The sequence below is a fragment of the Promicromonospora soli genome, assembly GCF_014653785.1.
Taxonomy (GTDB): Bacteria; Actinomycetota; Actinomycetes; order Actinomycetales; family Cellulomonadaceae; genus Promicromonospora; species Promicromonospora soli.
Map to the genome: position 1 here is coordinate 265,175 of NZ_BNAS01000004.1, position 24,670 is coordinate 289,844.

General features: G+C 70.6%; 28 protein-coding genes and 1 pseudogene. 13 read left to right on the forward strand and 16 right to left on the reverse strand.

Annotation, left to right across the window (positions count from 1 at the left end; all coding sequences use genetic code 11):
* Both hydA and IE250_RS14335 read right to left on the reverse strand, forming a co-directional pair.
* Nucleotides 1-1,431: a dihydropyrimidinase gene (hydA, locus tag IE250_RS14330; RefSeq protein ID WP_189669954.1), complete on the reverse strand. Its 1,431-nt coding sequence runs from the start codon at nt 1,429-1,431 to the stop codon at nt 1-3.
* Nucleotides 1,432-1,485: 54 nt separating this feature from the next.
* Entirely contained in the window at nt 1,486-2,334 is an 849-nt protein-coding gene (locus IE250_RS14335; protein WP_189669955.1) for a nitrilase-related carbon-nitrogen hydrolase, read from the reverse strand.
* A 408-nt stretch (nt 2,335-2,742) separates the two neighbouring features.
* Between IE250_RS14335 and IE250_RS14340 the strand changes: the two genes are divergently transcribed.
* The 5 genes from IE250_RS14340 to IE250_RS14360 are packed head-to-tail and all read left to right on the forward strand — an operon-like array spanning nt 2,743 to nt 5,701.
* Nucleotides 2,743-3,138, forward strand: a complete 396-nt coding sequence (locus IE250_RS14340) for a nitroreductase family deazaflavin-dependent oxidoreductase (protein WP_189669956.1) — start codon at nt 2,743-2,745, stop codon at nt 3,136-3,138.
* 52 nt (nt 3,139-3,190) lie between these two features.
* Nucleotides 3,191-3,673, forward strand: coding sequence for a GNAT family N-acetyltransferase (locus IE250_RS14345; RefSeq protein ID WP_229872465.1), 483 nt, complete (start codon nt 3,191-3,193; stop codon nt 3,671-3,673).
* A gap of 19 nt (nt 3,674-3,692) precedes the next feature.
* Nucleotides 3,693-4,181: a GNAT family N-acetyltransferase gene (locus tag IE250_RS14350; protein WP_189669958.1), complete on the forward strand. Its 489-nt coding sequence runs from the start codon at nt 3,693-3,695 to the stop codon at nt 4,179-4,181.
* A 51-nt stretch (nt 4,182-4,232) separates the two neighbouring features.
* Nucleotides 4,233-5,180, forward strand: coding sequence for a GNAT family N-acetyltransferase (locus IE250_RS14355; RefSeq protein WP_189669959.1), 948 nt, complete (start codon nt 4,233-4,235; stop codon nt 5,178-5,180).
* Nucleotides 5,180-5,701 (forward strand): alpha/beta fold hydrolase, encoded by a 522-nt coding sequence (locus IE250_RS14360; RefSeq protein ID WP_189669960.1) that lies wholly within the window; start codon nt 5,180-5,182, stop codon nt 5,699-5,701. The genes IE250_RS14355 and IE250_RS14360 overlap by 1 nt, the downstream gene beginning before the upstream one ends.
* A gap of 56 nt (nt 5,702-5,757) precedes the next feature.
* Here the strand turns inward: IE250_RS14360 and IE250_RS14365 are convergent, their stop codons facing one another.
* Both IE250_RS14365 and IE250_RS14370 read right to left on the reverse strand, forming a co-directional pair.
* Nucleotides 5,758-6,378 carry a hypothetical protein gene (locus IE250_RS14365; protein WP_189669961.1) on the reverse strand — a complete coding sequence of 207 codons (621 nt, stop codon included), beginning with the start codon at nt 6,376-6,378 and terminating at the stop codon, nt 5,758-5,760.
* Nucleotides 6,375-7,034, reverse strand: coding sequence for a hypothetical protein (locus IE250_RS14370; RefSeq protein WP_189669962.1), 660 nt, complete (start codon nt 7,032-7,034; stop codon nt 6,375-6,377). Before IE250_RS14370 ends, IE250_RS14365 begins: the two co-directional genes overlap by 4 nt.
* A 202-nt stretch (nt 7,035-7,236) precedes the next feature.
* Between IE250_RS14370 and IE250_RS14375 the strand changes: the two genes are divergently transcribed.
* A complete protein-coding gene (locus IE250_RS14375; RefSeq protein WP_189669963.1) occupies nt 7,237-7,827 on the forward strand; it encodes an HhH-GPD-type base excision DNA repair protein in 591 nt (196 codons plus the stop codon).
* Nucleotides 7,828-7,867: 40 nt separating this feature from the next.
* On the opposite strand, the gene IE250_RS14380 is transcribed toward IE250_RS14375, so the two are convergent.
* The gene (locus IE250_RS14380) at nt 7,868-9,103 is read right to left on the reverse strand and encodes a cytochrome P450 family protein (protein ID WP_189669964.1); all 1,236 of its coding nucleotides are present in this window, start codon (nt 9,101-9,103) and stop codon (nt 7,868-7,870) included.
* A gap of 161 nt (nt 9,104-9,264) precedes the next feature.
* Between IE250_RS14380 and IE250_RS14385 the strand changes: the two genes are divergently transcribed.
* Entirely contained in the window at nt 9,265-9,918 is a 654-nt protein-coding gene (locus tag IE250_RS14385; protein WP_189669965.1) for a hypothetical protein, read from the forward strand.
* A gap of 14 nt (nt 9,919-9,932) precedes the next feature.
* Nucleotides 9,933-10,772 (forward strand): annotated as a pseudogene (trpA, locus tag IE250_RS14390) (tryptophan synthase subunit alpha); the annotation flags it as partial.
* A gap of 318 nt (nt 10,773-11,090) precedes the next feature.
* On the opposite strand, the gene IE250_RS14395 reads toward trpA, so the two are convergent.
* The 7 genes from IE250_RS14395 to IE250_RS14425 all read right to left on the reverse strand — a co-directional run bounded on the left by IE250_RS14395 (nt 11,091) and on the right by IE250_RS14425 (nt 17,602).
* Nucleotides 11,091-11,750, reverse strand: a complete 660-nt coding sequence (locus tag IE250_RS14395) for a hypothetical protein (protein WP_189669966.1) — start codon at nt 11,748-11,750, stop codon at nt 11,091-11,093.
* A 222-nt stretch (nt 11,751-11,972) separates the two neighbouring features.
* Nucleotides 11,973-13,481: a flavin-containing monooxygenase gene (locus tag IE250_RS14400; RefSeq protein WP_189669967.1), complete on the reverse strand. Its 1,509-nt coding sequence runs from the start codon at nt 13,479-13,481 to the stop codon at nt 11,973-11,975.
* A 126-nt stretch (nt 13,482-13,607) separates the two neighbouring features.
* The gene (locus IE250_RS14405; RefSeq protein ID WP_189669968.1) at nt 13,608-14,483 is read right to left on the reverse strand and encodes a putative RNA methyltransferase; all 876 of its coding nucleotides are present in this window, start codon (nt 14,481-14,483) and stop codon (nt 13,608-13,610) included.
* 35 nt (nt 14,484-14,518) lie between these two features.
* Nucleotides 14,519-15,574, reverse strand: a complete 1,056-nt coding sequence (locus IE250_RS14410) for a diaminopropionate ammonia-lyase (RefSeq protein ID WP_189669969.1) — start codon at nt 15,572-15,574, stop codon at nt 14,519-14,521.
* 43 nt (nt 15,575-15,617) lie between these two features.
* A complete protein-coding gene (locus tag IE250_RS14415; RefSeq protein WP_189669970.1) occupies nt 15,618-16,073 on the reverse strand; it encodes an anthrone oxygenase family protein in 456 nt (151 codons plus the stop codon).
* A gap of 619 nt (nt 16,074-16,692) precedes the next feature.
* A complete protein-coding gene (locus IE250_RS14420) occupies nt 16,693-17,067 on the reverse strand; it encodes a helix-turn-helix domain-containing protein (protein ID WP_189669971.1) in 375 nt (124 codons plus the stop codon).
* Nucleotides 17,068-17,152: 85 nt separating this feature from the next.
* On the reverse strand, nt 17,153-17,602 hold the full coding sequence (locus IE250_RS14425; RefSeq protein ID WP_189669972.1) for a nitroreductase/quinone reductase family protein: 450 nt from the start codon (nt 17,600-17,602) through the stop codon (nt 17,153-17,155).
* Between the two features lie 98 nt (nt 17,603-17,700).
* On the opposite strand from IE250_RS14425, the gene IE250_RS14430 reads away from it, so the two are divergent.
* From IE250_RS14430 to IE250_RS14440, 3 genes are all read left to right on the forward strand, one after another.
* Nucleotides 17,701-18,324, forward strand: coding sequence for a DUF4126 domain-containing protein (locus tag IE250_RS14430; protein ID WP_189669973.1), 624 nt, complete (start codon nt 17,701-17,703; stop codon nt 18,322-18,324).
* Nucleotides 18,308-19,408 carry a winged helix DNA-binding domain-containing protein gene (locus IE250_RS14435; RefSeq protein ID WP_189669974.1) on the forward strand — a complete coding sequence of 367 codons (1,101 nt, stop codon included), beginning with the start codon at nt 18,308-18,310 and terminating at the stop codon, nt 19,406-19,408. Before IE250_RS14430 ends, IE250_RS14435 begins: the two co-directional genes overlap by 17 nt.
* 63 nt (nt 19,409-19,471) lie before the next feature.
* The gene (locus tag IE250_RS14440) at nt 19,472-20,161 is read left to right on the forward strand and encodes an SIMPL domain-containing protein (RefSeq protein WP_189669975.1); all 690 of its coding nucleotides are present in this window, start codon (nt 19,472-19,474) and stop codon (nt 20,159-20,161) included.
* Between the two features lie 195 nt (nt 20,162-20,356).
* Here IE250_RS14440 and IE250_RS14445 read toward each other — a convergent pair whose 3' ends face one another.
* Nucleotides 20,357-20,734: a VOC family protein gene (locus IE250_RS14445; protein WP_189669976.1), complete on the reverse strand. Its 378-nt coding sequence runs from the start codon at nt 20,732-20,734 to the stop codon at nt 20,357-20,359.
* Between the two features lie 89 nt (nt 20,735-20,823).
* Here IE250_RS14445 and IE250_RS14450 point away from each other — a divergent pair, with 89 nt between their 5' ends.
* Together IE250_RS14450 and IE250_RS14455 are read left to right on the forward strand one after the other, a co-directional pair.
* Nucleotides 20,824-21,555: a TetR/AcrR family transcriptional regulator gene (locus IE250_RS14450; RefSeq protein WP_189669977.1), complete on the forward strand. Its 732-nt coding sequence runs from the start codon at nt 20,824-20,826 to the stop codon at nt 21,553-21,555.
* Between the two features lie 59 nt (nt 21,556-21,614).
* Nucleotides 21,615-22,190 carry a redoxin domain-containing protein gene (locus IE250_RS14455; RefSeq protein ID WP_189669978.1) on the forward strand — a complete coding sequence of 192 codons (576 nt, stop codon included), beginning with the start codon at nt 21,615-21,617 and terminating at the stop codon, nt 22,188-22,190.
* Between the two features lie 61 nt (nt 22,191-22,251).
* Here IE250_RS14455 and IE250_RS14460 read toward each other — a convergent pair whose 3' ends face one another.
* The 3 genes from IE250_RS14460 to IE250_RS14470 form a co-directional block, all read right to left on the reverse strand.
* Nucleotides 22,252-22,839: a 1-acyl-sn-glycerol-3-phosphate acyltransferase gene (locus tag IE250_RS14460; protein ID WP_189669979.1), complete on the reverse strand. Its 588-nt coding sequence runs from the start codon at nt 22,837-22,839 to the stop codon at nt 22,252-22,254.
* An 80-nt stretch (nt 22,840-22,919) separates the two neighbouring features.
* Nucleotides 22,920-24,176 carry an NAD(P)/FAD-dependent oxidoreductase gene (locus IE250_RS14465; RefSeq protein ID WP_189669980.1) on the reverse strand — a complete coding sequence of 419 codons (1,257 nt, stop codon included), beginning with the start codon at nt 24,174-24,176 and terminating at the stop codon, nt 22,920-22,922.
* A gap of 50 nt (nt 24,177-24,226) precedes the next feature.
* On the reverse strand, nt 24,227-24,607 hold the full coding sequence (locus IE250_RS14470; protein WP_189669981.1) for a DUF1232 domain-containing protein: 381 nt from the start codon (nt 24,605-24,607) through the stop codon (nt 24,227-24,229).
* Between the last annotated feature and the right edge of the window lie 63 nt (nt 24,608-24,670).

The following is a 24,670-nucleotide window of genomic DNA, read 5'->3' on the forward strand; positions in this document are numbered from 1 at the left end:
CTAGACCAGGTACTGGCTCAGACCGCGCTTGACGAACCGGCCGTGACCGGCCCGGCCGTGGAAACCGGCGTCGTCCACGACCACCTCGCCGCGCGAGAGGACGACGTCGACGTGCCCGTCGACCTCGAAGCCCTCCCACGCCGAGTGGTCCATGTTCATGTGGTGCGTCCTGACGCCGAGGGTGGTGAGACCGGTGGGGTCGTACACGACGATGTCGGCGTCGGCGCCCGGCTGGATCACGCCCTTGGTGCCGTACATGCCGAACATGCGCGCCGGGGTCACGGAGCACAGCTCGACCCAGCGTTCGAGCGAGATCTTGCCCGTCACCACGCCCTGGTAGAGCAGGTCCATGCGGTGCTCCACCGACCCGATGCCGTTCGGGATCGCCCGGAAGTCGCCCCGGCCCAGCTCCTTCTGGTCCTTCATGCAGAACGGGCAGTGGTCGGTGGAGACCACCTGCAGGTCGTTGGTGCGCAGGGCCTGCCACATCGCGTCCTGGTGCCCCTCCGCCCGTGCACGCAGCGGGGTGGAGCACACCCACTTGGCACCCTCGAACGTGCCGAACTCCTCGCTCGACGCCCCGAGCTGCTCCTCCAGCGACAGGTACAGGTACTGGGGGCAGGTCTCGCCGAACACGTTCTTGCCCGCGTCCCGGGCGGCCGCGAGCTGGGCGACCGCCTGCTTGGCGCTGACGTGCACCACGTACAGGGGCGCACCGGTGAGGTCGCTCAGCATGATCGCCCGGTGCGTCGCCTCCTCCTCGAGCTGCCAGGGCCGCGCGAGCCCGTGGTAATAGGGGTCGGTCTTGCCCTGGTCCACGAGCTGGGCGGCCAGGACGTCGATCGCCGGGCCGTTCTCGGCGTGCATCATCGTGAGCAGGCCCTCGTCGCGGGCCACCTGCATGGCGCGCAGGATCTGGGCGTCGTCGGCGTAGAAGACGCCCGGGTAGGCCATGAACATCTTGTAGCTCGTGATGCCCTCGTCGACGAGGGTGCGCATCGCGGCGAGCGAGTCGTCGTCCACCCCGCCGATGATCTGGTGGAACGCGTAGTCGATGGCGCAGTTGCCGGCCGCGCGCTTGTGCCACGCCTCCAGCCCGTCCTGGACGCGCTCGCCCTGCCGCTGCACGGCGAAGTCGACGATCGAGGTGGTGCCGCCCCAGGCCGCCGCGGTGGTGCCGGTCTCGAACGTGTCGCTGGCGGCCGTGCCGCCGAACGGCAGCTCCATGTGCGTGTGGGCGTCGACGCCGCCGGGCACCACGTACTTGCCGGTCGCGTCGATCACGCGGTCCGCGGTGGCCGCCAGGTCCGCCCCCAGGGCGGTGCTGCCGGGGGCGACGACGGCGACGACCGTCTCGCCGTCGATCAGCACGTCGGCCTCGACCGTGCCCGTCGCGTTCACGACTGTCCCGCCGGTGATGAGAATCGTCATCGTGCCTCCATATCGGTCTGCGGGTTTCGTCTACGGGAGCCTGCGCGCCCCGGGCTACGGCGCGGTGATGGCGGCGTAGGCGTCCGGACGACGGTCGCGGAAGAACTGCCACCGCTCGCGAACCTCGCGCACCTGGTCGAGGTCGAGGTCGCGCACCACCAGCTCGTCGTGGGTCGAGGACGCGAGCTCGCCCACGTAGTTCCCGTCCGGCCCGACGGCGTACGAGGACCCGTAGAAGTTCACCGCCTCGTCGCCGTACTCGTTGTCCTCCAGTCCCACCCGGTTGTTCGCCACGACGAAGTAGCCGTTGGCGACCGCGGCGGCGGGCTGCTCGATCTCCCAGAGCCGGTTGGACAGCCCGGGCTTGGTCGCGTTGGGGTTGAAGACGATCTGCGCGCCGTTCAGCGCCAGCTCACGCCAGCCCTCCGGGAAGTGCCGGTCGTAGCAGATGTAGACACCGATCTTGCCGACGGCGGTGTCGAAGACCGGGAAGCCCAGGTTGCCGGGCCGGAAGTAGAACTTCTCCCAGAACTTGTCGAGGTTCGGGATGTGGTGCTTGCGGTAGCTGCCGAGCACCGTGCCGTCGGCGTCGACCACCACCGCCGTGTTGTACAGGACGCCCGGCTGGGCCTCCTCGTAGATCGGCAGGACCATCACGATGCCGAGCTCGGCCGCGAGCGCCGCGAACCGTTCGACGGTGGGTCCGGTGACCGGCTCGGCGTACCGGTAGTAGGCCGGGTCCTGCGTGATGCCGAAGTAGGGGCCGTAGAACAGCTCCTGGAAGGCGATCACCTGCGCGCCCTGGCTCGCCGCCTCCCGGGCCCAGCCCTCGTGAAGGGCGATCATGGACTCCTTGTCGCCGGTCCAGCGGGCCTGCGTGAACGCAACTCGGACGGTGCTCATTCAAACTCCCTCGCCTGAAGCAGGTGACCAGCAAAGCCGGGACCTGTTTCGGCTGCGAGCCCCAAACCGTTTCCAGGACGTGACAGCTGTTCCGGGACCCGGCCCGGTCGGCACAGCCGTTCGGGCTGGACCGATCAAAGGCCGGTCGGAACCGGCGGCGACGCTCGCAGCGAAACCGCCGTGGGGCCGAGTCCGGCCGGTGTTCCGTGGCGCCGGGTCGCGGGCCCTGCTTTGGCTCGTCGATGCAGTTCTCACTGTGAACTGCTTCCCGCCTGGACGCGAGATGGCGCGTCGAATTTCACCCGTGGGCGCAACCCGGTGCTCTCCCACGACCGCGGCTGACCGTCGTCCGACATCGATCCGCGCTCCGGGCTGACGGATACCCGCACCTGAACCATGATGGGAGCCATGGCCGCTCCAGAGTTCGTCGTCCAGGCAGGCAAGGTAATCAACCCGTGGGTACTCCGCGTCGCAGGACGTGTCCCGCCGGCGGTGGTGCTGCACCACGTGGGCCGCAGGTCCGGCAAGGAGTACCGCACTCCCGTGGTCGCGTTCGCGGCCCGGCCCGAGCAGGAGATCCTGGCGGTCGTGCCGCTGCCCTGGGGTTCGAACACCGACTGGGTCCGCAACACGATGAGCTCGGGGACGGTGCGGCTGACGCGGGGCGGTTTGGACTACCTGGTGAAGGACGTGCGGGTCGTGCCCGCGTACGAGGTCGTCGACTGGCTCGCACGGGTGCCGTCGGTGCTCCTGTCGGCGCTCGGCATCGAGGAGTGCCTGGTCGGGACGCTGCACCAGGGCTGACCGGTCGGTCCGGTGTCATCGGGTGCCTCGGCGCGGGAGTATGTTTCGCGTCGTGATCTTGCGCACAGCCACACTGTCTGATGCCGCCGCGGTCGCCCGGGTGCACCACATCACCTGGGTCGCGACCTACGGGGCGATCCTCCCGCCGGCGTTCTGGGCCACCGCCACGCTCGAGCGCCGCATTACGACGTGGGAGCGGTGGCTGAGGAACGGCGCCACGCCCGTCATCGCCGAGGTGAACGGCGAGGTGATCGGCATCGCGATGTCCGGTGACGCCGTCGAGCAGGAGGATGTCCTTCCGGTGCGCGGCCGGCAGCTGTACCTGCTCTACGTCCTGGGGGCGCACCACGGGACCGGCGTCGGGCAGGCGCTGCTGGACGCCGTCGTGCCGCCCGGGACCGGCGCCCAGCTGTGGGTCGCGGAGGCCAACCCGCGGGCCCGACGCTTCTACGAGCGCAACGGGTTCGTCATGGAGGGCGCCCGGGTCGTCGACGCGAGCACCGCTGACCTCGCCGAGGTTCGGATGGTCAGGTAGTCGGGTTACCGTTCGACTCATGTCAGATTTCCACATCCGCGCCTCGACCCCGGACGACGCCGTCGGTATCGCCGCGGTGCACTGGACCACCCGGCGCGCGGTCTTCGGCGAGCTCCTCTCAGCCGAGCACTGGGAGACCGAGACGCTCGGCACCCGCACGGAGGGCTGGATGCGTATCCTCGCCGCCGGCAACAAGGCACTCGTCGCCGAGGTCGGCGACAAGATCGTCGGCTTCGCGATGAAGAACCCGTCCGGCCCGCACCTGGGCCACCCCCCGGTCCGGGCCGTCGAGCTGCACGAGCTGTACGTCGACCCGGCCTTCCACGGCACCAACGTGGGCCACGCCCTGCTGGAGAACGCCCTCCCGCCCGGCACGCCGGCCCAGCTCTGGACGTTCGCGTCCAACCCGCGGGCGCGCAAGTTCTTCCAGCGCGCCGGGTTCCTGCCCGACGGCGTCACCGCCACCGACCCGTACACGAACGTGCTCGAGGTACGCCTGGTGCGCTGACGGCACCCGAATCCACTCGAACGGACGGGCCGGTCGTGCCACGATTCCGGAATGACCACCGCACACAGCGTCGAGTTCTTCGATGATCCGGCGGCAGTCCTCGCGGTCGCCGGCGACCTCCTGGCCGCCGAGCCGGTGGTCTGGAGCGTTGTCGCGTCGGTGACTCACCATGCCGCGCGGTCGTTCGCACCCGGCAGGGCGCGTCCCGCGCATCCGATGTGGTGGGCGGTCGTGCGCGACACGGGCGGCGCCGTCGTCGGGGTGTCGATGCGCACCATGCCCCACTCGCCGCACACGGTCTGGGTGCCCGCGCTCCCCGAGGACGCCGCGCGGACGCTGGCCCTGGCCGCCGTCGAGCGCACCACGCGTGCCGGCGAAGCGCCTCTGACCTCGGCGAACGGTCCCCTGCCCGCCGTCCGCGCCTTCACGGAAGAGGTGCAGCGGACCACGGGCGGGACCGTGCACGCGGACCGACCGGACCGACTCTGGGAGGCGACCCGGATCGTCCCGCCCGACCCCGCGCCGCCGGGCCGCCCGCGCCCGGCCACGCTCGACGACCTGGCCCTGGTCAGCGCCTGGTTCGACGTGTTCCACGCGGAGGCGGACGCCCAGGCAGGTCGTGCGCCCGACGCCGAGCCGCTCCGGATCGAGGGCGCCCGGCGCTGGATCGAGGAGGGCGTCGTGTGGCTGTGGGACGTCGACGGCGAGGTGGTGCACCTGACCGGCGTGCGGCCGCCGTCGTACGGCGTGGTCCGGATCGGGCCCGTCTACACGCCGGCCGAGCACCGCGGCCGCGGATACGCCCGGGCGCTGGTCGCCGAGGTGGCCCAGCGGGTGCTCGACGCCGGTCACCGGGTCTGCCTCTACACCGACCGGGACAACCCGGTGTCGAACCACGTGTACGCCACGATCGGCTTCGAGCCGGTGCTGGATCAGCTCCACCTCGCACTGGACCTGGAGCCGACCCCCGCGACGTCCCCCACCACGAGGGAGGGCTGATGGGACGCCGGGCGATCATCTTCCACGGGACTGGCGCCCGGCCCGAGTGGATCTGGTACCCGTGGCTGGCGGACCAGCTGCGGACGCGCGGGTACGACGTCGAGACGCCCCACCACCCGGGAACCAACGTCGAGCCGATAGCGACGTTCCTGCCCACGGTGCTCGCGGCGCACACCTTCGACGAGGACACCGTTCTGGTGGGGCACTCGGGCGGGGCCGCGCTGCTGCTGGCGCTCCTGGAGCACCTCGACGTCGCTGTGGCACAGGCGGTGCTCGTGGCCGGCTACTCGACGCTGCCGAACGACCAGCCCGAGCCGGTGCTGCAGGACACCTATGACTGGGCAGCTATCCGGTCGCACGCAAGCAGCTTCGTGTTCCTGAACTCCGTGACCGACGAGTTCGGGTGCGACGCCGACCAGGGCCGGGCCATGTTCGACCGGCTCGGCGGCACTCTCGTGGTGCGCGACGACGGGCACTTCACCTCGGACACCCTGGAGCTGGTGAACCGGCTGATCCCGTGACCCAGGTAGGCGCGTCACGTTCCTGCACGACAGCCAGATCACCCGGCCGGATCCGCTCACGCTGCCAAGATGCGGAGTGCGGACTGACCGTTGCGGCGTTGCTCGGCGGGTATTGCCTGCCAGGCCCGGGCTTGATCCGGCAGGTTGCGGACGAGTGTCTGCAACCGCTGCTTGTCAGAGCCTGCGAAGTGCTCGCGTCCCGCGTAGGGGTCGGCGAGGCAACACAGCAGGACTGCGGCGTCCTGCAAATGGCGGTCAGGGTCGCGAGAGTCCGCCTGGTAAGCCGCCGCCTTGAGCACGATCGCACCGAAGACCCCAGGCACGCTGACCGTCGTCGCGCGCTCCGGACCAATGACCAAGCGAGCATTGACCGTACGGCGCAGGGCTTGGGTGCCGCCTTCGATGGCGACCATCACATGTCCGCGGAGCTTCTGGGTGACACGAGGCGCGGCATGGTCCGCCACGAGGACATCGACGACATCAGGTGCGCTGGTGACTAGATCGACCTTGGCATCGCCGCGTGTGAATCGGTGGGCAGTCTTCTCCAGAGGGTCGAGCGAGGTCGCGAGGGAGTAGCCAAGTCCCTCCAGCGCAAAGGCAGCAGCAGCGACGTTCGGCCAAGGAACGCCCCATCCGCCAGGTGGTGTCGCGACTTCGATGACAGGTCGATAAGTCACACTTGCCTCAGCGCTCTGTCGAGGGCAGAGGTACCCACCGCGCGTTCGCGCGGGTCGAGCGACCCAGCAAGGTCGAGAGCGGCAAGCACGACGCCCTCTTCGGCGAGACCACGGACGACGGCCAGATCCATCGACGTTGCACGCAGCGTGAACCGCCCAGCGTCGTCATGCATCAGACCGTGACGGACCAGGATGCCGTCGAGGGCGGCGTGGGCGACGTAACCATCGACAGCCGTCGTCGTCGCGAGCCCAAGCGTCACTGCTGCGCGGGAAGTGTCGACTATCTCTGCCTGCACCCGTTCGACGGCCGCTGGATGTCCGGCGTACCGGGCAGCCTCGGCGCGATTTCGTGCCCGCTCGATGAGGCCGGCGGACGACAGGTTCCGAAGGCGTGCCTTGAGCCGGGAGCGCTGCGACCCACCCATCCATTGCGGCACCTGACCGGACAAGATTGCGATGGCACCCCACGCCGTCGGCTCGGACCATGCCTGGGTGCGAGCGGTAGTACCCCGCACTGCGAGGAAGCGGTCGACCGATGCCTCGTCCAGGACGCCCCGGGCAAGCTGGCGGAGCTCGCCGCGCGCGACCAAGTGCTGCACCTGGCGGGTGGAGATGCCCAGGCGCTCTGCGGCCTCACCGACGGCAAGCAATGACATGACAATTAGTATCGCCTATGCGAAGTTACCCGTCAACAGATCTGTCCCTCGTGACGGGCCGGGCCCTCCACCGCCGTACTGATCTGCGGTTCGCGGTCTATGCCACCAAGTAGTCGTCGGTTCTGGGCTCCTCCGGATTTGGGCACTCAACGGCGCCTGCGTACAGCGGTGCGCGCCGGATCCCGTGGGCGACAATGGGCTCATGACCACCGAGCTCTGGATCACCGGCGACCCCGACACGGACCGGCTGCTGAGCGACGACCCGTTCGCCCTCCTGGTCGGAATGCTTCTCGACCAGCAGTTCCCGATGGAGCACGCGTTCGCCGGTCCGGGCAAGATCCGCGACCGCATGGGCTCCTTCGACGTGCGGGCCATCGCCGACGCCGACCCCGACGAGTTCGTGACCATGGCGACCACTCCCCCGGCGATCCACCGATATGGCCGGTCCATGGCAGGCCGTGTGCTGGAGCTCGCGCGCGCGATAGTCGACGAGTACGACGGCGACGCCGCGAGGATCTGGACCACGCCCGGAGCCGACGGCGGCGCCCCGACGGGCGCCGAGGTGCTCAAGCGGCTCAACGCCCTGCCCGGCTACGGGGAGCGCAAGGCCAAGATCTTCCTCGCCCTGCTCGGCAAGCAGCGCGGCGTCCAGCCGGAGGGCTGGCGCGAGGCGGCGGGCGAGTTCGGCGAGGACGGCTCGCGCCGCTCGATCGCGGACGTGACCAGCGCGGAGACGTTGCAGGAGGTCCGTGCGTTCAAGAAGGCCCAGAAGGCGGCGGCCAAGAACGCCTGAGGGTCTGGGGCGGGCGTGGTGGCGCCGGAGATCCTCGCGGTCAGCGCACCTCGAACCGCACCGGAAGCTGCCACGGCATCGAGGACCACAGGGTCCCCGTGGCGCGCAGCGACTCCAGCGGGACCGTGATCGTCATGCCGCCGAGGCGGCGCAGCGCCACCTCGACCGCTACCTTCGCGATCACCCTGGCCGGGCGGCGTACCGGGCAGGCGTGCGGGCCGGCGCCCCAGGTGAGGTAGGACAGGTTGCCGGGCTCGAGCCAGATGTCGTCGCCGGACGCGCGCGACTCCGCGCTCGCGCCCAGGATGCCCGGCACGACCGCGTCGCCGGCCCGGATCTTGCGTTGTCCGAGCACCGTGTCGGCCAGCGCGTAGCGCGGCGCCGTGTTGCTCGCCGGCGGGATCGAGCCGAGGACGGCCTCCAGCGTGTCCGACGCCGACAGCCGGCCGCCGGACCGTGCGTCGAACCGCGGGTCCGTCAGCTGCATCCGCAGCGACTGCGTGATCCACGCGACCTCGAACTCGCTGCCCAGGACGAGCATGGTCGAGACCGCGCTCTGCACGTCCTCGTCGTTGGGCCGGCTCCGGTGGCGCAGGATCGCCGAGGTCATGTCGTTCGACGGCTGCTTCCGACGCCTGGCGACGAGGTCCACGATGAGTGTCTTCTGCGCCGCGAGCGCCTCGAGAGCCTCCACGCCCTCGGCCCGGAAGATCTGGCGCGCGTAGCCGAGCATGGCCTGCGCCTCCGCATGGTCGAGCCCGAACATCGTGGACATTGCGAGCAGCGGGATGGCCCACGCGTACTCACCGACGAGGTCTGCCTCGCCCTTGGCCGCCACCCGGTCCAGCGTGAGCTCGCACCACTGCCGGACGTTCACCGCGAGGCGGTGCTCGTCGAACCCGTCGAACGCGTCGTCGACGAGGCACCGCAGGTACCGGTGCCGTTCCCCGTCGACGTAGTAGACGCTGTCGCGCGGGGCGAGGATCGCGCCGACGCCGCTGCCAGCGTCCACGGTGCCGTCCGCGACCAGGCCCCAGTTGCGCGAGTCGCGCGAGTACAGACGCTCGGTGCGCAGCACCGTGGCCAGCTCCTGGTGCCCCAGCACGAGCCACGCCCGCACACCGGGTACGAGGAGCACGGGAGCCACGTTGCCCCACCGGTCCCGCAGCCGCTCGTATACCTGGGCGGGATCGGGGCTCGTGGTGGTCTCGATGAGCGGCGTCAGGTCCGCCAGGTCGGCCAGGCGCTCCGACTGAGTGGTCGTCGTGACTGTCATTGTCCCCCGGCTCTCGGGCGCGACGGGGCGCCGGCGCGTCGTTGGGCGGAATGTATCGCATGTCCGATGACCAGTATCGGAAGCGCGCCGAATGTCGGAAGTAGTTCCTCACGAGGGTCGATATGTACGCATTTTTCCCTGTGCTCGCGTACTCTGTGGCCATGTCAGATCCGGCCCCATGGGACGACTACGTCCCCCCGCCTCTGCAGGTTGCTCTGGCTCAGGAGGAGCACCGCCTGGCGTCCAGCAGGAACGTGTTCGCGCTGATCAATCCGGACGGGTTGCTGACCATCAAGGACGGGACGCCGCAGGAGGTGCGGGAGGCGGCCGACCCGCTGCACGGCACGGCCGCCAGGGTCACCGTCGTGGACCCTCGTGGTGAGGTCCCCGGGATCCGTGGGTACCGGCCGGAGGTCGGCCGCGACCTGCCGGAGGAGTACCCGGTCAACCCGGTAGCCCGGCGGGTCAGGGCGGCTCTGGCGGCCGGGGCGGGGCAGGTTGTCCCGGACGAGGAGCTGCGCGGCAATCTGGCCTTGTGCGCGGTGGACGTCGACGGCAAGACCGAGGTGGGCCTGACCGGCTGGCAGCAGCAGCTCATCCGTGTCGCCCACCATGCGGCGCACGCTGCTTCGGGGTGGCTGTCCTCGTTCCGCATCGTCGGCAGGACCGGGGAGGCAGGGGCCAGCACGGTCTTCCTGCCAGGTCTGCGCGACCCGATGAGCGCAGACGAGGCACGACGCGCCGCACATCAGCTGGCCCTGGTCGCCGCCTCCGCTGACGACGAGAACTCTCCTGCCCTGCGGCCGCGCTGGTAGCTGTGATGACCGCCATGGAGAACGGGTACGAGAACGCGGTGTTGGCCGAGGGCAGGACCGCCGCACTGCTGAGCCGTCTGCGCGAGCAGGAGGGGCGTCCGGCGCTGGTGGGGTACCTCCCGCTGGGGTTCCCAGACCTGGAGCGCAGCATGGAGGCGCTGTACACGCTGGCTGACAGCGGCGTGGACATCATCGAGCTGGGGATCCCGTACACGGCGCCGGTCATGGACGGGATCGTGATCCAGCAGGCGTCCCAGATCGCGCTGGAGGCCGGGACACGGGTGGGGCATCTCTTCGATGCGGTGCGCCTGCTGCGCGGGCACGCACCCCAGGTCGAGGTGCTGGTGATGACCTACTGGGACCCGGTGGTGAGCTACGGCGTGGACGCGTTCGCCCGCGAGCTGAGCGCTGCGGGCGGGGCGGGGCTGATCACCCCGGACCTGGACCCCGGCCAGGCCGGCCAATGGGTCGCGGCAAGCGATCAGCACGGCCTGGACCGTGTGTTCCTGGTGGCACCGAGCGCGCGACCGGAGCAGCTGGCGGCCGCGACCTCGACGTCGCGGGGTTTTGTATATGCCGCCTCCACGATGGGTGTCACGGGGACCCGCGCCACGGTGGGTGAACGGGCCGAGAAGCTCGTCACGGACACCAGGGCCGCCGGGGCGACGCACGTGTGCGTCGGCCTGGGCGTCTCCAACGGCGGCCAGGCGGCCGAGGTCGGGCGATGGGCCGACGGCGTCATCGTCGGCTCGGTCCTGGTGCGTCCGCTGCTCGGGGACGACCCGTGGGCCGACCAGCTCAAGAGCCTGGCGACCATCACCCGCGAGCTGGCCTCCGGGGTGCGCCGAGCACGCCGCCCGCAGGTTGTGCCGGACCACCCCGCCCCCATGCTGGAGATGTCGGCCGACAGCACCGCGAGAGGATCCAAGATGCCTAGCACGATGTCGATGCCCGGCGACGACGAGGAGATCCGCAACGACGTGGACGATGCGATCCGTGCAGGGACGATCTCCGACGAGGAGGTGGCGACGGTTCACAAGCTCCTGGACGAGAATCCCGGCCGGTTCAGGTCGTTCAAGGACATCTACGAGATGGCCCGCTCCGCCACGATCAGCGACTGAGAGTCGATCCGGCACCCCGTGCTGGCCCTGCGCCAGGCGGGGTGCCGGGGTTCAGGTGGTGTGTGCTCGGTAGGCGCTGATGAACGCGTAGGCGCTGGGGCGGGTGACAGGGAACTGGTACGAACCGTCGTCGAGCGCGGGCGCGGTGTAGGTGATGAGGTGCCCTGACGAGAGCAGCCCCCACGGGTCGACGGATCCGATCACGCCGGAGACGATCTGCGGCTCGGGGGCGACCAGAGGCGCGGAGGGATAGGCCGCAGACGAGCCGACGTCGGCCGCAAGGCTCAGCGCCCGTCGTGCGCGACGCTCCACGCGGTGCTGGTTGACACGGTACGCGCGGACAAAGACCTGGGTGCTCCCGGGCAAGACCTGAAGCTGGGATGAGCCGGGGTCGTCGGTGACCGGTGCGGTGAAGGTGATCTGGTGGCCGGGACGCTTGCGTCCGGGGGGCACGACTGACTCGACAGTGCCGGCCACGAGACAGGGCCCGGGGCCGGCCAGGTAGATCAAGGCGGTATCACCTGGCTGGACGTCGTCCAGGACGTCGATGACGTCGATGACGTCGACAGGAGCGTAGACGCCGGGCGTGTAGCCGGGGCCGGCCAGGTAGATGAACGCGGCGTCCCCGGGCTGCAGCTCTTCGATGTCGTCGATGACGTCGACGGGCACGTCGGTGTCCACGACCTGGTGGTCACGTCCCCGGGCGCTCATCGCCAGGAGCCCGGTCGCACGGTGGGAGCGGGGGCGGTGCACAGGGGCTGGTTGACGAGGTCGTCGTTCATGGGGCCCTCCGGATCGGTCTGGGTATGGTCTGGCTCGACTCGAGAGCACCGGAACGGGGTTGGTCCGGCGCTCGACGCATTCGCGACCGATCGACGCCCCCACTCCCGTTGGCCTTCGCCCCGGTGGATGTGGCGGCGCCGCCGGCGACGGTCAGGCTCCCGCGGTGGCCTCGGCCCGCGCGATCTTCTTCTTGAGCTTGGCCAGCAGGCCGGAGTAGGCGCTCGGGTCCACGGGGAGCAGCCACTGCATCGCCCGGGCACCAGGGGAGACGTCGATCCCGATGTCTTCGAGCGTCTCGTCGATGTTGTGCAGGGAGAACGGCAGGACGTTGGTGCCGCGGGCGTGCCGGCCGTTCGTGCGTTGCTCCATCCACTGCACTCGCTCGGCGACGATCGCGCGGCGTTCCTTGACGGGCGGAAGGTTGAGCACGCCGGCCAGGTAGGCCCCGACCCACAGTGCGCCGACCTCGGCCGACAGCGGGCTGAAGAACGAGGAGTTGTAGCCGGCGAAGGTCAGGTTGGGCACGTCATGGGGCAGGATCTGCTTCCACAGCTGGAAGTTCTCCCGCTCGTCGAGCAGCCGCTTGGTGACGACGTCGCCCAGGAAGGGGACGCGCTGGTTGAACCCGGTCCCGCAGATCACGACGTCGGCCTTCACCGACTCGCCGTTGGTCAGCTCGGCGACGGGCTGTGCGTCGGTGATGACGAACCGGCCGATCTGGGTGTCGCGGTGCACCGCGATGGTCCCGGCGGCGACCTGCTCGTAGAACCCGTCCGTGGACAGCGAGACGGTGCTGCGGGCGATGTCGGAGAACTCGCCGCGGGGCACCAGGCCGAGCTTCTTCAGCCCGAGCTGGGAGGTCACCACGGAACCGATCCAGTCGACCAGGCCCTGCCGCACTGCGCTGCCCGGCCCGTGCAGGAAGCGCTCCATGCCGCTGTCCTGGGTCTGGTACCGGAACAGGTTCTCGCCCAGCCGCGTCAGCAGGAGGTACTTGAAGTTGAGGCCGCCGGCGATCCTCTTGGGCATCTTCCACAGCAGGTGCCGCGCGACGACCGTGGTGCTGGCCGCGACCTGCCCGATCTCGGCTGCGATGTCGCAGGCGGACTTGCCGTAGCCGACGACCACGACGTGCTTGTCCCGCACCGACTCGACGTCGGTGAGCTGGCTGGAGGCCACGAGACGCCCACCGGACCGGACGAAATCGGGATAGCCCTCGAAGCGGGGGATCGTCGGGTCGGAGAATATGCCGTTGGCGATCACGAGGTGGTCGAAGTGCTCGGGGGGGCGCAGCGAGGCCCCGGCAGGGCGGGCGGTGACCAGCCAGCCGTCATCATCCGGAGTGGGTACGACGTTCACCACCTCGGTGGACAGCCGAAATGATGGCTCGAGGCCGAAGGTCCGCACGTATCGCTCGAGGTAAGCCTGGACCTGCTCGCCCGTGGGCCACTCCGGGTACTCCTTCGGCATCGGCAGGTCCGAGAACGCGTAGGAATTCCGGTTGTTCTGGGTGCGCAGTCCCGTGTACCGCCGGGTCGCGCTCCATACACCGCCGACGTCGGGCGCCTTCTCGAACACGACGACCTCGTGCCCCAGCTCCCTCAGCACCCTTGCGTGGGCGATTCCAGCGAATCCTGCTCCGACGATAGCGATCCTCAACGCCAACCCCTTGCTTCCTCGAACCAGACGATCAACGACTCGGGCAATCCGGTCGAATCGTACCCGCTCGCAGAGTCGAGCTGCAGGTGGCGGGCGGTGTGCGCTCTTGTCCCGATGGTGGGACCGTCACCGCCGCCGGTAGGCCGTGGCCAGCACCGACACCGTCACCTGCTCGGGCAGCTCGCCGTCGTCGGACAGCTCCGCCTCGGTCACGTGGCGCGCGCTCGGCGTCATCAGCACCAGGTCGACGGCCTCCCTCGGCGTCAGGGGCGTCGTGTACTCGACCTGCACCGTGCGCGCCGTCTCGAAGTAGGGATCCAGCGCCTGGTGGAGGCGCCGCTCCTTGTCCGGGTCGACGGTCACCATCTGCGTGACCTGGCGGCGCAGCTCGGCGAGGTGCCCGCCGAAGGGCCGCACCACGACCAGGACGCCGCTGGGGCGCAGCACCCGATGGAACTCGGCCGGGTTGCGCGGGGCGAACACGTCCAGCACCACGTCCACCTGCTCCGACGCTATCGGGAACGGCCGGAACACGTCCCAGGTCGCGGCGGCGGCCCGCTCGTGCGCCTTGGCCGCCGCGCGCAAGGCATGTGCGGACGTGTCCAGGCCCAGGCCGACGGCGTCGGGCAGCGCGTCGAGCACCCCGGCGAGGTAGTAGCCGGTGCCGCAGCCGACGTCGATGACGGTGGCCGGCCGCCCGGGCCGGCCCGTGCGCCCCGCGGCGAGGTCGGCCTCGGTGGCGAGGTTCGCCACGGCCCGGCGGATGGGCGCGTACCGGCCGGCGGCCAGGAACTCCCTCCGGGCCCGGGCCATCGGCCCATCGTCCCCGCTGGTCGCGCGCGCACCGGTCAGCAGGCCGACGTATCCGTGCCGGGCGACGTCGAAGGAGTGGCGCTGCGGGCACCGCAGCGCACCGTCGCCGGGCGACAGCTCCTCGCCGCACGACGGGCAGCGCAGCAGCGGGAGGACCGGGTCGAGAGCAGCGGGAAGGGATACGGGCACGAGCACACTCCTTTCAGCGACAGTGGGGCGAACGGCTAGACGCGGCCCTCCGGGACCGGGTTCGCCGCCCGCCCCTCGGTCGACAGGAGCAGGACGACGGCGTCGGGCCGCAGGCCGATCGCCGCCCGCCACCCGGGCTGCCCCAGCACCAGGCGGGCCGCGGCGAGGGTCGCCGCCCCGCACGGCCCGGAGTCGACGCCGAACCGCGCCAGGTCGTCGACGGCGGCCGCCGCCTGGTCGTCCGAGACGGTGACCGCGCCGTCGAGCCCGTCCCGCAGCACGGGCCACGCGAGCGCGGAGACGGTGCCGCAGTTGAGGCCGGTCATGATCGTGTCGCCGGTCGGCACGGTCACCGGCCTGCCCGCACGCAGCGACGCGACCAGCCCCGCGGCGCGGTCGGGCTCAACGGCGAGCAGCGCGCCGCCGTCGGCCCCCTTGCCCCTGTAGTGGCTCACCACGGCCTGCGCGAACGAGCCGACACCGACCGGCACCACCACCAGGTCCGGCGCGGCAAGCCCCAGGGCGGCCAGCTGGTCATCGGTCTCGAGGCACAGCGTCGAGTAGCCGTCGACTATCCACCGGGGGACGTCCGTGTACCCGGGCCAGGACGTGTCCTGCACCAGCACCGCCTCCGGGTCGACGGCCGCCTCAGCGGCCGCGCGAGCCACGGCGTCGTCGTAGGTGCCGTCGACCTCGACGGCCTGCGCACCCTCCGCGCCGATGGCCTTCTTCGCGGCCACCGTGATGCCCGGCGGGTAGTAGATGGTCGCGGCCGCACCGATCATGGCGGCAACGTGGGCGACGGCGCGGCCGTGGTTCCCGTCCGTGGCGGCATACAGCCGGACGGCGCGGCCCCGGACGGCGTCGCGCACCGCGCCCAGGGTGACCGCGGACAGCCCGAACCGCTCCCCCAGCGCCCGCGCCGTCGCGTAGGACGCGCCGAGAATCTTGAACGCCGGCAGCCCGAGCCGGCTCGACTCCTCCTTGACCAGCACCCGTCCGACGCCGAGCTCCGCCGCGAGCCGTGGCACGTCCCGCAACGGCGTCGGCGCGTATCCGGGCAGGGTGCGGTGAAAGTCGATGGCGGGCATATGGTCGATTGTCCCCGACGCTCGGCCGGGACTCCGACCCCGGTCAGAGCAGCCCGACCGCCGCGAGCGCCGTCGCCACGACACCGGCGAGCGTGCGCACATGGTTCCACGCGGTCCATGGCCGCCGGTAGGCGCGCCAGCCCGCTGCCTTGTCCTGCGCTGCGAGGAGGCGGTTGTTGAGGGGCACGTTCACGGCAGCGGTGACGCCGAAGGTGCCGACCAGGTAGACCGCGGCGGCCGCGAGAATCCAGGCGCCGCCGTCGCGCCCGTCGACGAGGCCCCAGATGCCGGTGCCCGCCGGGACGAGGAGGGCACCGAAGAAGACGCTCATGAACGCGGGCAGCGGTGCAGTCTCGTTGATGCCGTTCATCGCGGCCCCGGCGGCGGCGTCGTCGGCACGGGCGAGGCCGCTCATGATGAACGACGAGAAGCCGAAGAACACACCCGCCGAGACCCCGAGCAGCACCACCGATGCCACGGCGAAGATCGTCCACACCATCCGAGCCTCCTGGTCAGCGCACCGGTGCGGTGAGCTCCGGCAACTCTTGCAGAACAGGTCCGGATGTTCCAGGGAGACCGATGACGAACCGGGCGCTCACCACACATCTCGCGCACCGGTGGCAGGAGGCGAACTACACATCTAGATTATCGACACATGTCGCCATCTAAGCGTCACAAGACCTCGGCGGCCAGAACTGGCCCCCTGCCCACCGACGCCCACGTAGTCGTGTTCTATCGGGCCCCGGACAACTCGCTCCCGGCTCGCGACTTCATCGACTCCTGCCCGACGACGATCCGCGCTCGGCTGCGCGCCGTCGTGACCGAGGTAGCCGCCGCACCGCCGATCCGTTTTGCAGGTGGCGGCATGTGGGAGGCGATGCACGGTGACATGCGAGGAGTCTTCGAGGTGCGCGTCGACGGCACACACTCGTCGCACGCATTACCGGCTCTACTGTGTTCTCGACTACAAGGCCGTAGGCCTCGACAAGCCCCTGCTCGCCATCATCGACGGGCGACGAAAGGCCTTCCGGACCGTTCTCACCGCGAACGACTACGCCGCCATCCGAAAGTACGTCGATGACTACTGGTCGATAAACCCTGGGCCGGTCGGCTGACTCTCACGCCACGTCCTTCTCGGTGCCCGACGCGGCCTTGCGGACACCGCACAGCATCGGCTCGGTCACCGCCCGGCGTTCCTCCTCGGTCATGGGCTCGACCGTCAGCTTCAAGCCCAGCGCGGCGGCGATCTCGACAACGGTGCCCAGCGTCGGGTTGGGGTTCGCCGCAGTCAGGAGCCGACGAACTGCCGAACCAGTGATCCCGGTCGCGCGAGCGAGGTCAGCCTTCGTCAAGCCCTCTGCCGCGCGCGCCTGCTCGAGCGCGTTGACCAGGGCGTCGAGCGCGGAGATCCGAGCAGACTCCGCCGCGAACTCGCGGGCATACTCGGGGTCGCGGAGGTCGCGCTCGTGGTCGTCCCAGAATGCGCTGCGCATCGCGGCCTCCAATGAATGGTGTAACTCTTGTGCTACACACTATCAGTCGCGGCCCGCGGTCCGGGTGCTCAACCACCCGGCAGGTTCAGCGCGGGAGGAGCTCGAACACGGGGTGCTCCGCCGCGAGGGCGGCCAGATCCGCCTCGGGCATGTCCGCGGAGGTGCCGGGCGGGAAGAACGCACCGACCTCCCACTTCCAGCGCCGTAGGTACGAGCGGAGCACGGGCACCGCCTCGTCGGCCGTGAGCTCCTCGAGGATCCACTCCTCGCGCTTCCTGCCGAGCACGGTGATCACGCGACCGCCGTCGGCCCGCGCGTTACGGACCCAGTTGGTGATGCCGCGCGCCGCCACGAGGTAGGACTGGCCGCGGAGACGGAGCAGGTTCACCGGTGTGCGGCGCAGCTCCCCGGTCTTCCTGCCACGCACCTCCAGCACGCGGCTGCCCAGCACGCTGATGCCGATCTTCCCCAGCCCACCGACGACCGGGTTGGCGATGTTCCGGGTGAACCAGCCGGGGCGCTGGTAGGAAGTCATGCGCTGACCGTAACCCTCGCGACGGTCCGATAACGGATCGGGCACACCGGGTACATTTCGGCCCCGGAGTGTCGGTGTGCCGTGGAACACTTCGAGGCATGCTCGAAATTGCCACCGGAAGCGGACTCGCCCTGTCGGCGGGCCTCAACGCATGGATCCCGCTCATCTTTCTCGGCGTGCTCTCGCGCTTCACGGACCTCGTGTCGCTACCGGACACCTGGTCGTGGCTGGAGAACCCCTGGGTCCTGGCGATCCTGACCGTTCTCCTGGTGCTCGAGTTCGTCGCGGACAAGATCCCGGTGCTGGACTCCGTCAACGACGTGGTGCAGACCGTCATCCGGCCCACCGCGGGCGGCATCGCCTTTGGCGCCGGCTCCATGTCGGAGACGACGACGGTCACCGACCCGGGCGCGTTCGTGGAGTCCGGCCAGTGGATCCCGATCGTCTCGGGCATCGTCCTCGCCCTCGCCACGCACGCTGCGAAGGCGGGCGGGCGCGTCGTCGCCAACACCGTCTCGGGCGGCACGGCCGCGCCCGTGGTGAGCGCCGCGGAGGACGTCACGAGCATCGGCCTCGGCTTCCTGGCGGTGCTTGCTCCGCTCGCGATCATCCCGGTGCTGATCCTGTTCGTGGTCGGTGTGATCTTGCTGATCAGAAGCCTGGTGAAGCATCGCCGCGCCAGGGCGGCGGGCCACGGCGGTGCGGATGCCTACTACGTCTGACGTGCGCACGATCCAGCGCGCCCGGCTCACCTCGGTGGGCCTGGGCACGCTGCGCCCCTCCGGAGCCGACGACGGCGGTGTGGCCGGCGTCGTCGCCCGGCTGGGTGCCGTCCAGTCGCAGGAGCTGCACTCTTCCGCATGGGGCGTGGCGCAGCGGCTGGCCACCCCGCCCACGCTCGCCGAGGTGCAGGCTGCCCTCGCCGACGGGTCGGTGCTGCGCACGCATATCCTGCGCCCCACCTGGCACTACGTCGTGCCCGAGGACCTGGCGCCGCTCATGACGGCCTCCGCGCCCAAGATCCGCCGGGCCATGCTCTCGGCGGAGCGGCCGCGGGGATTCGACCACTCGCTGCTCCCCCGCCGGCACGCGGTGCTCGCCGACGCGCTGGCGCACGGCCCGCTCACCCGCAAGGAGATCGGCGTCGTGCTGGCGGAGGCCGAGGGCGCGCCGCTGGACAACTGGCACCTGGGCCAGGTCATGATGCACGCCGAGCTCGACCTGCTCGTGGCCAGCGGCCCGATGCGCGGCAAGCAGGCCACCTACCGGCTGCTGCCGGGGCAGAAGACCTGGGACGAGGACGAGGCCCGGATCCACCTGGCCCGCGCGTACGTGCGCGGGCACGGCCCGTGCCGCGCGGACGACGTCGCGTGGTGGGGCTGCCTCACCAAGACGGCGGCCCGTGCCGCGATGGCCGACGCCGGGCTCACCCGCCACGAGCTCGCCGGCCTGACCCTCTGGACAGACGGCGACCTGCCCGAGCCTGCGCCGCAGGGCACGGTCCGACTGCTGTCGGTGTACGACGAGTTCTTCTGCCACGACTTCAAGGGCTGGCCCGGCCTGACGCGAGACACGATGCCGAGCCGCTGGCTGTACATGGGACTCGTGGCACTGGACGGGATGATCGCCGGAGGTTGGTCCCGGGTGCTCAAGACCAACAGCGTTGAGATCACCGTCGAGCTCACGGAGGAGCCGAGCCGCGAGCTGTGGGCCGCGATCGAGGCCGAGGCCGCGCGCTACGGCGCGTTCTGCGGGCTCGAACCCACCCTGACCCGGGGCTCGGTGGGCAAGGGCACGATCGGCTGAGGTATGTCGAGAGCGGGCGCGCCGGGGTGGCGCAGGTCGAGGCCTAGTCGGCAGACTCCGCATATGACTCGCATCGCCGTCGAAGGCCAGGCCAAGCGCACCCATCCCGCCGAGCGTGGCACCGTCAACCTGCACGTCGCGTTCTCGGGCACGCTCCGCAACGACGTCGTCGAGCAGGTGGGCAGGACCCACGCGATCCTCGTGGAGCAGGCAAAGGCACACGTCTCGGCGGGCGCCGCTGAGCGGTGGGACTCGGCGTCCGTGCACTCGTACGTCTCCGACGACCGGGTCAAGAGCTCCGAGTCAGGCGGCAAGCAGCGGATCCGGCGGTTCCGTGCCTCGGCGCGGCTCTCGGTCACGTTCATGGACTTCGAGGCCCTTTCGACATGGCTCGCCGACATCATGGACGTCGACGGGGTCGAGATCGACTGGATGTCCTGGACCCTGACCGACGAGACGCGCAAGGCGCTCCAGGCCGAGGCCCGGGTCGAGGCCGCCGAGGAGACGGTGGTGCGTGCGCAGTCGTACGCGGACGCGCTGGGCCTCGGCCCGGTGGCGCCCGTCGCGATCTACGAAGCGGGCCTGCGCGGCGGCGACAACGGCGGCGGCAATGCGCCGATGTACGCCATGCGGGCCTCCGCCGACATGGCCGGGGCCGGCGGCGGCGCGCACGTCGAGCTGCAGCCGCGGGACATCGACGTCGAGGTCACGCTGTCCGCAGACTACGAGACGGGTCCCATCGTCGAGGGCTGAGGCTCTGGGAAACCGATACGCCTGGGGAGGGGTAACGCTCAGCGAGCATTGCTAGCTGTCCGTTACCCCTCCCAGGAGTATCGGTTTCCCCGTCGCGGTCTCGGCGAGCGTCGCCCCGCCCGACGGCCCGCTGATCACGGTGCGTGTGACCCGGCGGTCCGGCTGGGCGCACGGATGAGCCCAGCCGAACCGGGGTCACACCCACTGGACGAGCTGCCACACGATCCCGTTGGGGTCGGCGAACTGGCAGTAGCGCTCGCCCCAGGGCTCGGTCTCGGGCGGCGTCACTACCTCCGCGCCGGCGGCGGAGATACGGGCGTACTCGGCATCGAGGTCGTCGACGACGAACGCGATGAGCATCCCCTGGCCGGCGGGGCCCGCGATGCGCTCGGGCTTGAAGGAGCCCAGGCCGACCCGCAGGAAGACGACGTTGAGACCGGCCGTGGGGTGCTGGAGCGACACGAACCCGTCGTCGGACATTGCCTCGGTGAACCCGAAGTGCTGCTTGGCGAACTCTGCCGACGCGGCGACGTCGGGCACGTTGAGGGACAGGGCGGTACCGGTGATGTTCAACGGACTCCTCGCATCAGAACCTTGTACGGCGTACAACGTAAGATGGTTGCAGAATGTTCCCGGCCCGTCACCCCGATTCTGGAGACCCGATGCCCCGCGAGCTGATCGACCTGCTCTGGCGCGACCACCCGGCCGCCCCGCAGGGCGGTGCGCGCGGGCCCCGCTCCCGTGTCACGACAGGCGCCGTCGTCGACGCCGCGAGCACCCTGGCCGACGCCGAGGGCCTCGCCGCCGTCACGGTCCGGCGTCTCGGCGACGCCCTGGGTGTCTCGACCATGTCCGTCTACACGCACGTGAACGGCCGCGACGACCTGCTCGTCCTGATGGCCGACGCCGCATTCGCGCGCATGCCGCTGCCCGACCACGGGAGAGCCGGCTGGCGGGCCCGGGTGCGCCGCGTCGCCGACACGAACCTCGCCCTCCACCGCGAACACCCGTGGCTCCTGGAGATCGAGGACGACCGCACCGCGTTCGGCCCCGGCACCATCGCCAAGTACGACCACGAGCTCCACGCCCTGGACCCGCTGCCCCTGGACGACGTCGCCCGCGATGCCGCGCTCACCTTCGTGCTCGACTTCGTCCGCGCGGCCGCCCGGGCGCAGCGCCCCGATCCGCGGGCCGACGAGATGCCGCAGATCTGGGCGCGGTGGGCAGGGCGGCTCGCGGAGTACCTCGGCGACGACTACCAGCTCGCGCGCCGGGTCGGGAGCGCCGCCGGCGCGGCGATGAACGCGCCCTCCAGCCCCGCCCACGCCTGGGAGTTCGGCATGGCGCGCGTGCTCGACTCCCTGGCGGTAGCGGCCGACGGACCGCGCGCGTAAGAAGCCGGTAAGCAGGCCGTAAGGGTTGTTCGTCCGGGCCCGCGCCTAGCGTCGACGGCATGAGAACAATGCGCCGCGGCGCCACCGCCGCCATAGCCCTGACCTGTGCGTTCACCCTTGCTGCGTGCGGCTCCGCGGAGGAGCCGGGCAGCAGCGCGACGTCCGAGGACACGATGTCGGAGAGCCCCATGGACGAGGAGTCTCCGATGGACGAGGAGTCGCCCATGGAGGAGTCCCCGATGGACGACGAGATGATGTCCGAGGCCCTCGACTTCACCGCCACCACCGCGAGCGGCGACACCTTCGAGGGCGCCGACCTCGCGGGCAGCCCCGCCGTCGTCTTCTTCTGGTCGGAGATGTGCGACACGTGCTCGGACACGGCGTCCGCCCTGGCCGACGTCGAAGACGTCGAGCTCCTCTCGCTGGCCGGCAAGGAGAGCGACCCCATGGACGACCCGATGGCTGACGTGGAGGGCGTCACCCAGCTCGAGGACAGCATGGGCGACCTGGCGTCCCACTTCGGCGTGATGGCCGACGGCGACGTCGTGCTGATCGACGATCACGGTGAGGTGACCCACCACGGCCCGATGGACCCGATGAAGCTGCACGACGAGGTCACGTCGCTCACGATGTGACCCCACGTGCCGGTCTCGACAGGCTCGACCACCGCTGGTCGAGCCTGTCGAGACCGCTCCGCTACGCGCCCTCTTCTTCCGAATGGAGGCGCGGCTCCACTCGGTTGGCCGGCTTGACCCCCGACTTGTCCTTGTAGAACTCGCGGATCACGTCCATGTCGGCGCGGACGTCGCCGGTGAGCTCGATGCTCGGCCCGATGCCGGCCACGCGGGCCACCCCGTCGACGTAGCCGAGCGTCACCGGAAAGCCTGCCTTCAGCGCGATGCGGTAGAACCCCGACTTCCAATAGCCGGACCCGGCGCCCCGCGTGCCCTCCGGCGTCACGACGAGGTGGAACTCCTCGCCCCGCCCGACCGCCGCGAGGATCTCGTCGACGATGCTGGCCGGGTCCTTCCGGTCCACGGGGATTCCGCCGAGCGACCGCATGATGCGGGCCATCGGCCCCTTGAACCAGGAGTCCTTGATGAGGAAGCGGACGTCGAGATCCATGTCGAACGCGATGGCCAGCATGAGGAAGAAGTCCGTGTTGGACGTGTGCGGCGCACCGATGAACACCGTTGGCCGGGTCGGCGCAGGCTCCGAGCGCATCCGGTAGCCGGTGACGGCCCAGATCAGTCGTGCGACAGCCCGGCGGATGGTGCGTGACATCGTCGTCCTCGAATCGGGGTGGATCAGGTGCACTGATCCTAACGATTGCCCCCGCTTGCCCGTTCCAGCCGAGCGCCCGTTCAGCGCCGCAGCAGCGAGCGCAGGCTGTGCGCGGCGAGGCGCAGCACGCCGCGAGATCCCGCCGACTGCTCGTCGAAGAGCATGAGCGCCACGTGCGCCATCGCGACGTCGGAGGCGGCGACGGCGCGGGTCGCCGCTGCCGCCCAGAACGGGGAGCGGATGAGCTGCTGCGCCAGGTAGCACTCCCGGTAGTGCCGCGCGAACCGGCTCCGGTACGCCCGTACGAAGCCGGCCAGCGCGCCGGGCAGGCCCTCGCCCCGCCAGGTCTCGCCCGACCGCTCCAGCGCGCCGAGGTGCTCTGCGAGCTGCACCCCGGCGGCCATGCCGTAGAAGATCCCCTCGCCGCTCAGCGGGTTGATCATCGCCGCCGCGTCGCCCAGGAGGACCGCGGCGCGGCCCCGGGCCGTCATCGGCGTGCGGGCCGCGGCATGTGGCAGCTGGTGCGCGGCCACCCGCTCCAGCCCCGATACTGAGAAGCCGCGCCGCTCCAGGTCCTCGACGTACATGTCGAGGAGGTCGCGCAGCTTGCGGCCGTGCCGCTCGGTCTGCCGCTTGAGATGGTTCACCGGGATGGCGACGCCGAGGTTCGCGCCGTCGTCGGCCAGCGGGAAGACCCAGCCGTAGACCGGCAGGAGCGACTCCAGGAAGTCGAACCGGAGGGTGTCGCCCACCGGCTTGTCCGGGTGCGTGACCCTCCCGTACGCACGCATCGCGATGTGGGTGTGCCGCATCGACGGGCGCTCGATCCCCATGGCGCGCCGCACCCCGGAGTAGGCGCCGTCCGCCCCGATGACGACGTCGAACGTGGCCGCGCCGTCGGAGAGGGTGACCCGTTCGCCGCCGTCGGCCGGCGCCATCTCCTTGAACGACACGCCCTCGCGGACCTCGGCACCCACGTCGCGCGCCGCACCCAGCAACAGGTCGTCCAGGGCGAGCCGCGGGGCGACATACCCGGCCATGTCGCGGCCCTCGACCATCGAGCCGTGCGTGACGGCCTCCACCCCGCCCGGGCCGCTGATCGCCACCGACATCGGCATGTGAAACCGCTCCAACAGCTCCGACAGGCCGAGCCCGTCCAGCACCCTCCGGGCGCCCGGACCCAGACCGTCGCCGCAGGTCTTGTCCCGCGGGAACGTCGCCTTGTCGACCAGCGTCACGTGGGCGTCAGGCACCTCGCGCCGCAGCGCGATCGCCGTGGCCGCACCGGTCGGGCCGCCCCCGACGACAAGAACTCTGGGTGCGTTGGTGCCGGCCACGCCGTCGACAGTAGACCGGCTCTGCCGGACGGGCCAGGCGGACGACGGCGTCAGCGCCTGGGCTTGCGGTTCGGCGTCACGTCCTCAGAGGTGCCCGGGATCGTCTTGTCCCCCGGCGTTCGGCCCGGTGTCGCGGTGTCCGACGGCGAGGTGCCCGCCCCGGTGCCGCCCGGCGTGGCGCTGCCCGGCGTCGTGCCCCCGGTCGTGCCGGGCACGGGCCGGTGCTTCCGGAACCGCTGCACCGCCTTGAACAGGGCGACGCCGGCGATGATGATCGCTATCGCGTCGTCGCCGAGGCCGAGCGGCCCCAGCACACCCTCCGACAGGAGGTCGATCGGGCTGGCCACGTACCCGGCGCCCGCGATGAACGTGAGGATCTCCTGCCAGGTGAACTTCCTGGGATCCTTGCCCCGCTTGTTTTCCTCGCGCATGCCCGGAACGTAACGGAGAACGGGGCGACTCGCCAGGCATTGACGAGTGGCCCGGTTCGTGAA

Bases quoted from the DNA above. Each gene is read 5' to 3' on its own strand.
- hydA (WP_189669954.1), bottom strand. From the start codon at position 1,431: ATGACGATTCTCATCACCGGCGGGACAGTCGTGAACGCGACGGGCACG.
- IE250_RS14335 (WP_189669955.1), bottom strand. From the start codon at position 2,334: ATGAGCACCGTCCGAGTTGCGTTCACGCAGGCCCGCTGGACCGGCGAC.
- IE250_RS14340 (WP_189669956.1), top strand. From the start codon at position 2,743: ATGGCCGCTCCAGAGTTCGTCGTCCAGGCAGGCAAGGTAATCAACCCG.
- IE250_RS14350 (WP_189669958.1), top strand. From the start codon at position 3,693: ATGTCAGATTTCCACATCCGCGCCTCGACCCCGGACGACGCCGTCGGT.
- IE250_RS14355 (WP_189669959.1), top strand. From the start codon at position 4,233: ATGACCACCGCACACAGCGTCGAGTTCTTCGATGATCCGGCGGCAGTC.
- IE250_RS14360 (WP_189669960.1), top strand. From the start codon at position 5,180: ATGGGACGCCGGGCGATCATCTTCCACGGGACTGGCGCCCGGCCCGAG.
- IE250_RS14370 (WP_189669962.1), bottom strand. From the start codon at position 7,034: ATGTCATTGCTTGCCGTCGGTGAGGCCGCAGAGCGCCTGGGCATCTCC.
- IE250_RS14375 (WP_189669963.1), top strand. From the start codon at position 7,237: ATGACCACCGAGCTCTGGATCACCGGCGACCCCGACACGGACCGGCTG.
- IE250_RS14380 (WP_189669964.1), bottom strand. From the start codon at position 9,103: ATGACAGTCACGACGACCACTCAGTCGGAGCGCCTGGCCGACCTGGCG.
- IE250_RS14385 (WP_189669965.1), top strand. From the start codon at position 9,265: ATGTCAGATCCGGCCCCATGGGACGACTACGTCCCCCCGCCTCTGCAG.
- IE250_RS14395 (WP_189669966.1), bottom strand. From the start codon at position 11,750: ATGAGCGCCCGGGGACGTGACCACCAGGTCGTGGACACCGACGTGCCC.
- IE250_RS14410 (WP_189669969.1), bottom strand. From the start codon at position 15,574: ATGCCCGCCATCGACTTTCACCGCACCCTGCCCGGATACGCGCCGACG.
- IE250_RS14415 (WP_189669970.1), bottom strand. From the start codon at position 16,073: ATGGTGTGGACGATCTTCGCCGTGGCATCGGTGGTGCTGCTCGGGGTC.
- IE250_RS14420 (WP_189669971.1), bottom strand. From the start codon at position 17,067: ATGCGCAGCGCATTCTGGGACGACCACGAGCGCGACCTCCGCGACCCC.
- IE250_RS14425 (WP_189669972.1), bottom strand. From the start codon at position 17,602: ATGACTTCCTACCAGCGCCCCGGCTGGTTCACCCGGAACATCGCCAAC.
- IE250_RS14430 (WP_189669973.1), top strand. From the start codon at position 17,701: ATGCTCGAAATTGCCACCGGAAGCGGACTCGCCCTGTCGGCGGGCCTC.
- IE250_RS14435 (WP_189669974.1), top strand. From the start codon at position 18,308: ATGCCTACTACGTCTGACGTGCGCACGATCCAGCGCGCCCGGCTCACC.
- IE250_RS14440 (WP_189669975.1), top strand. From the start codon at position 19,472: ATGACTCGCATCGCCGTCGAAGGCCAGGCCAAGCGCACCCATCCCGCC.
- IE250_RS14450 (WP_189669977.1), top strand. From the start codon at position 20,824: ATGCCCCGCGAGCTGATCGACCTGCTCTGGCGCGACCACCCGGCCGCC.
- IE250_RS14455 (WP_189669978.1), top strand. From the start codon at position 21,615: ATGAGAACAATGCGCCGCGGCGCCACCGCCGCCATAGCCCTGACCTGT.
- IE250_RS14460 (WP_189669979.1), bottom strand. From the start codon at position 22,839: ATGTCACGCACCATCCGCCGGGCTGTCGCACGACTGATCTGGGCCGTC.
- IE250_RS14470 (WP_189669981.1), bottom strand. From the start codon at position 24,607: ATGCGCGAGGAAAACAAGCGGGGCAAGGATCCCAGGAAGTTCACCTGG.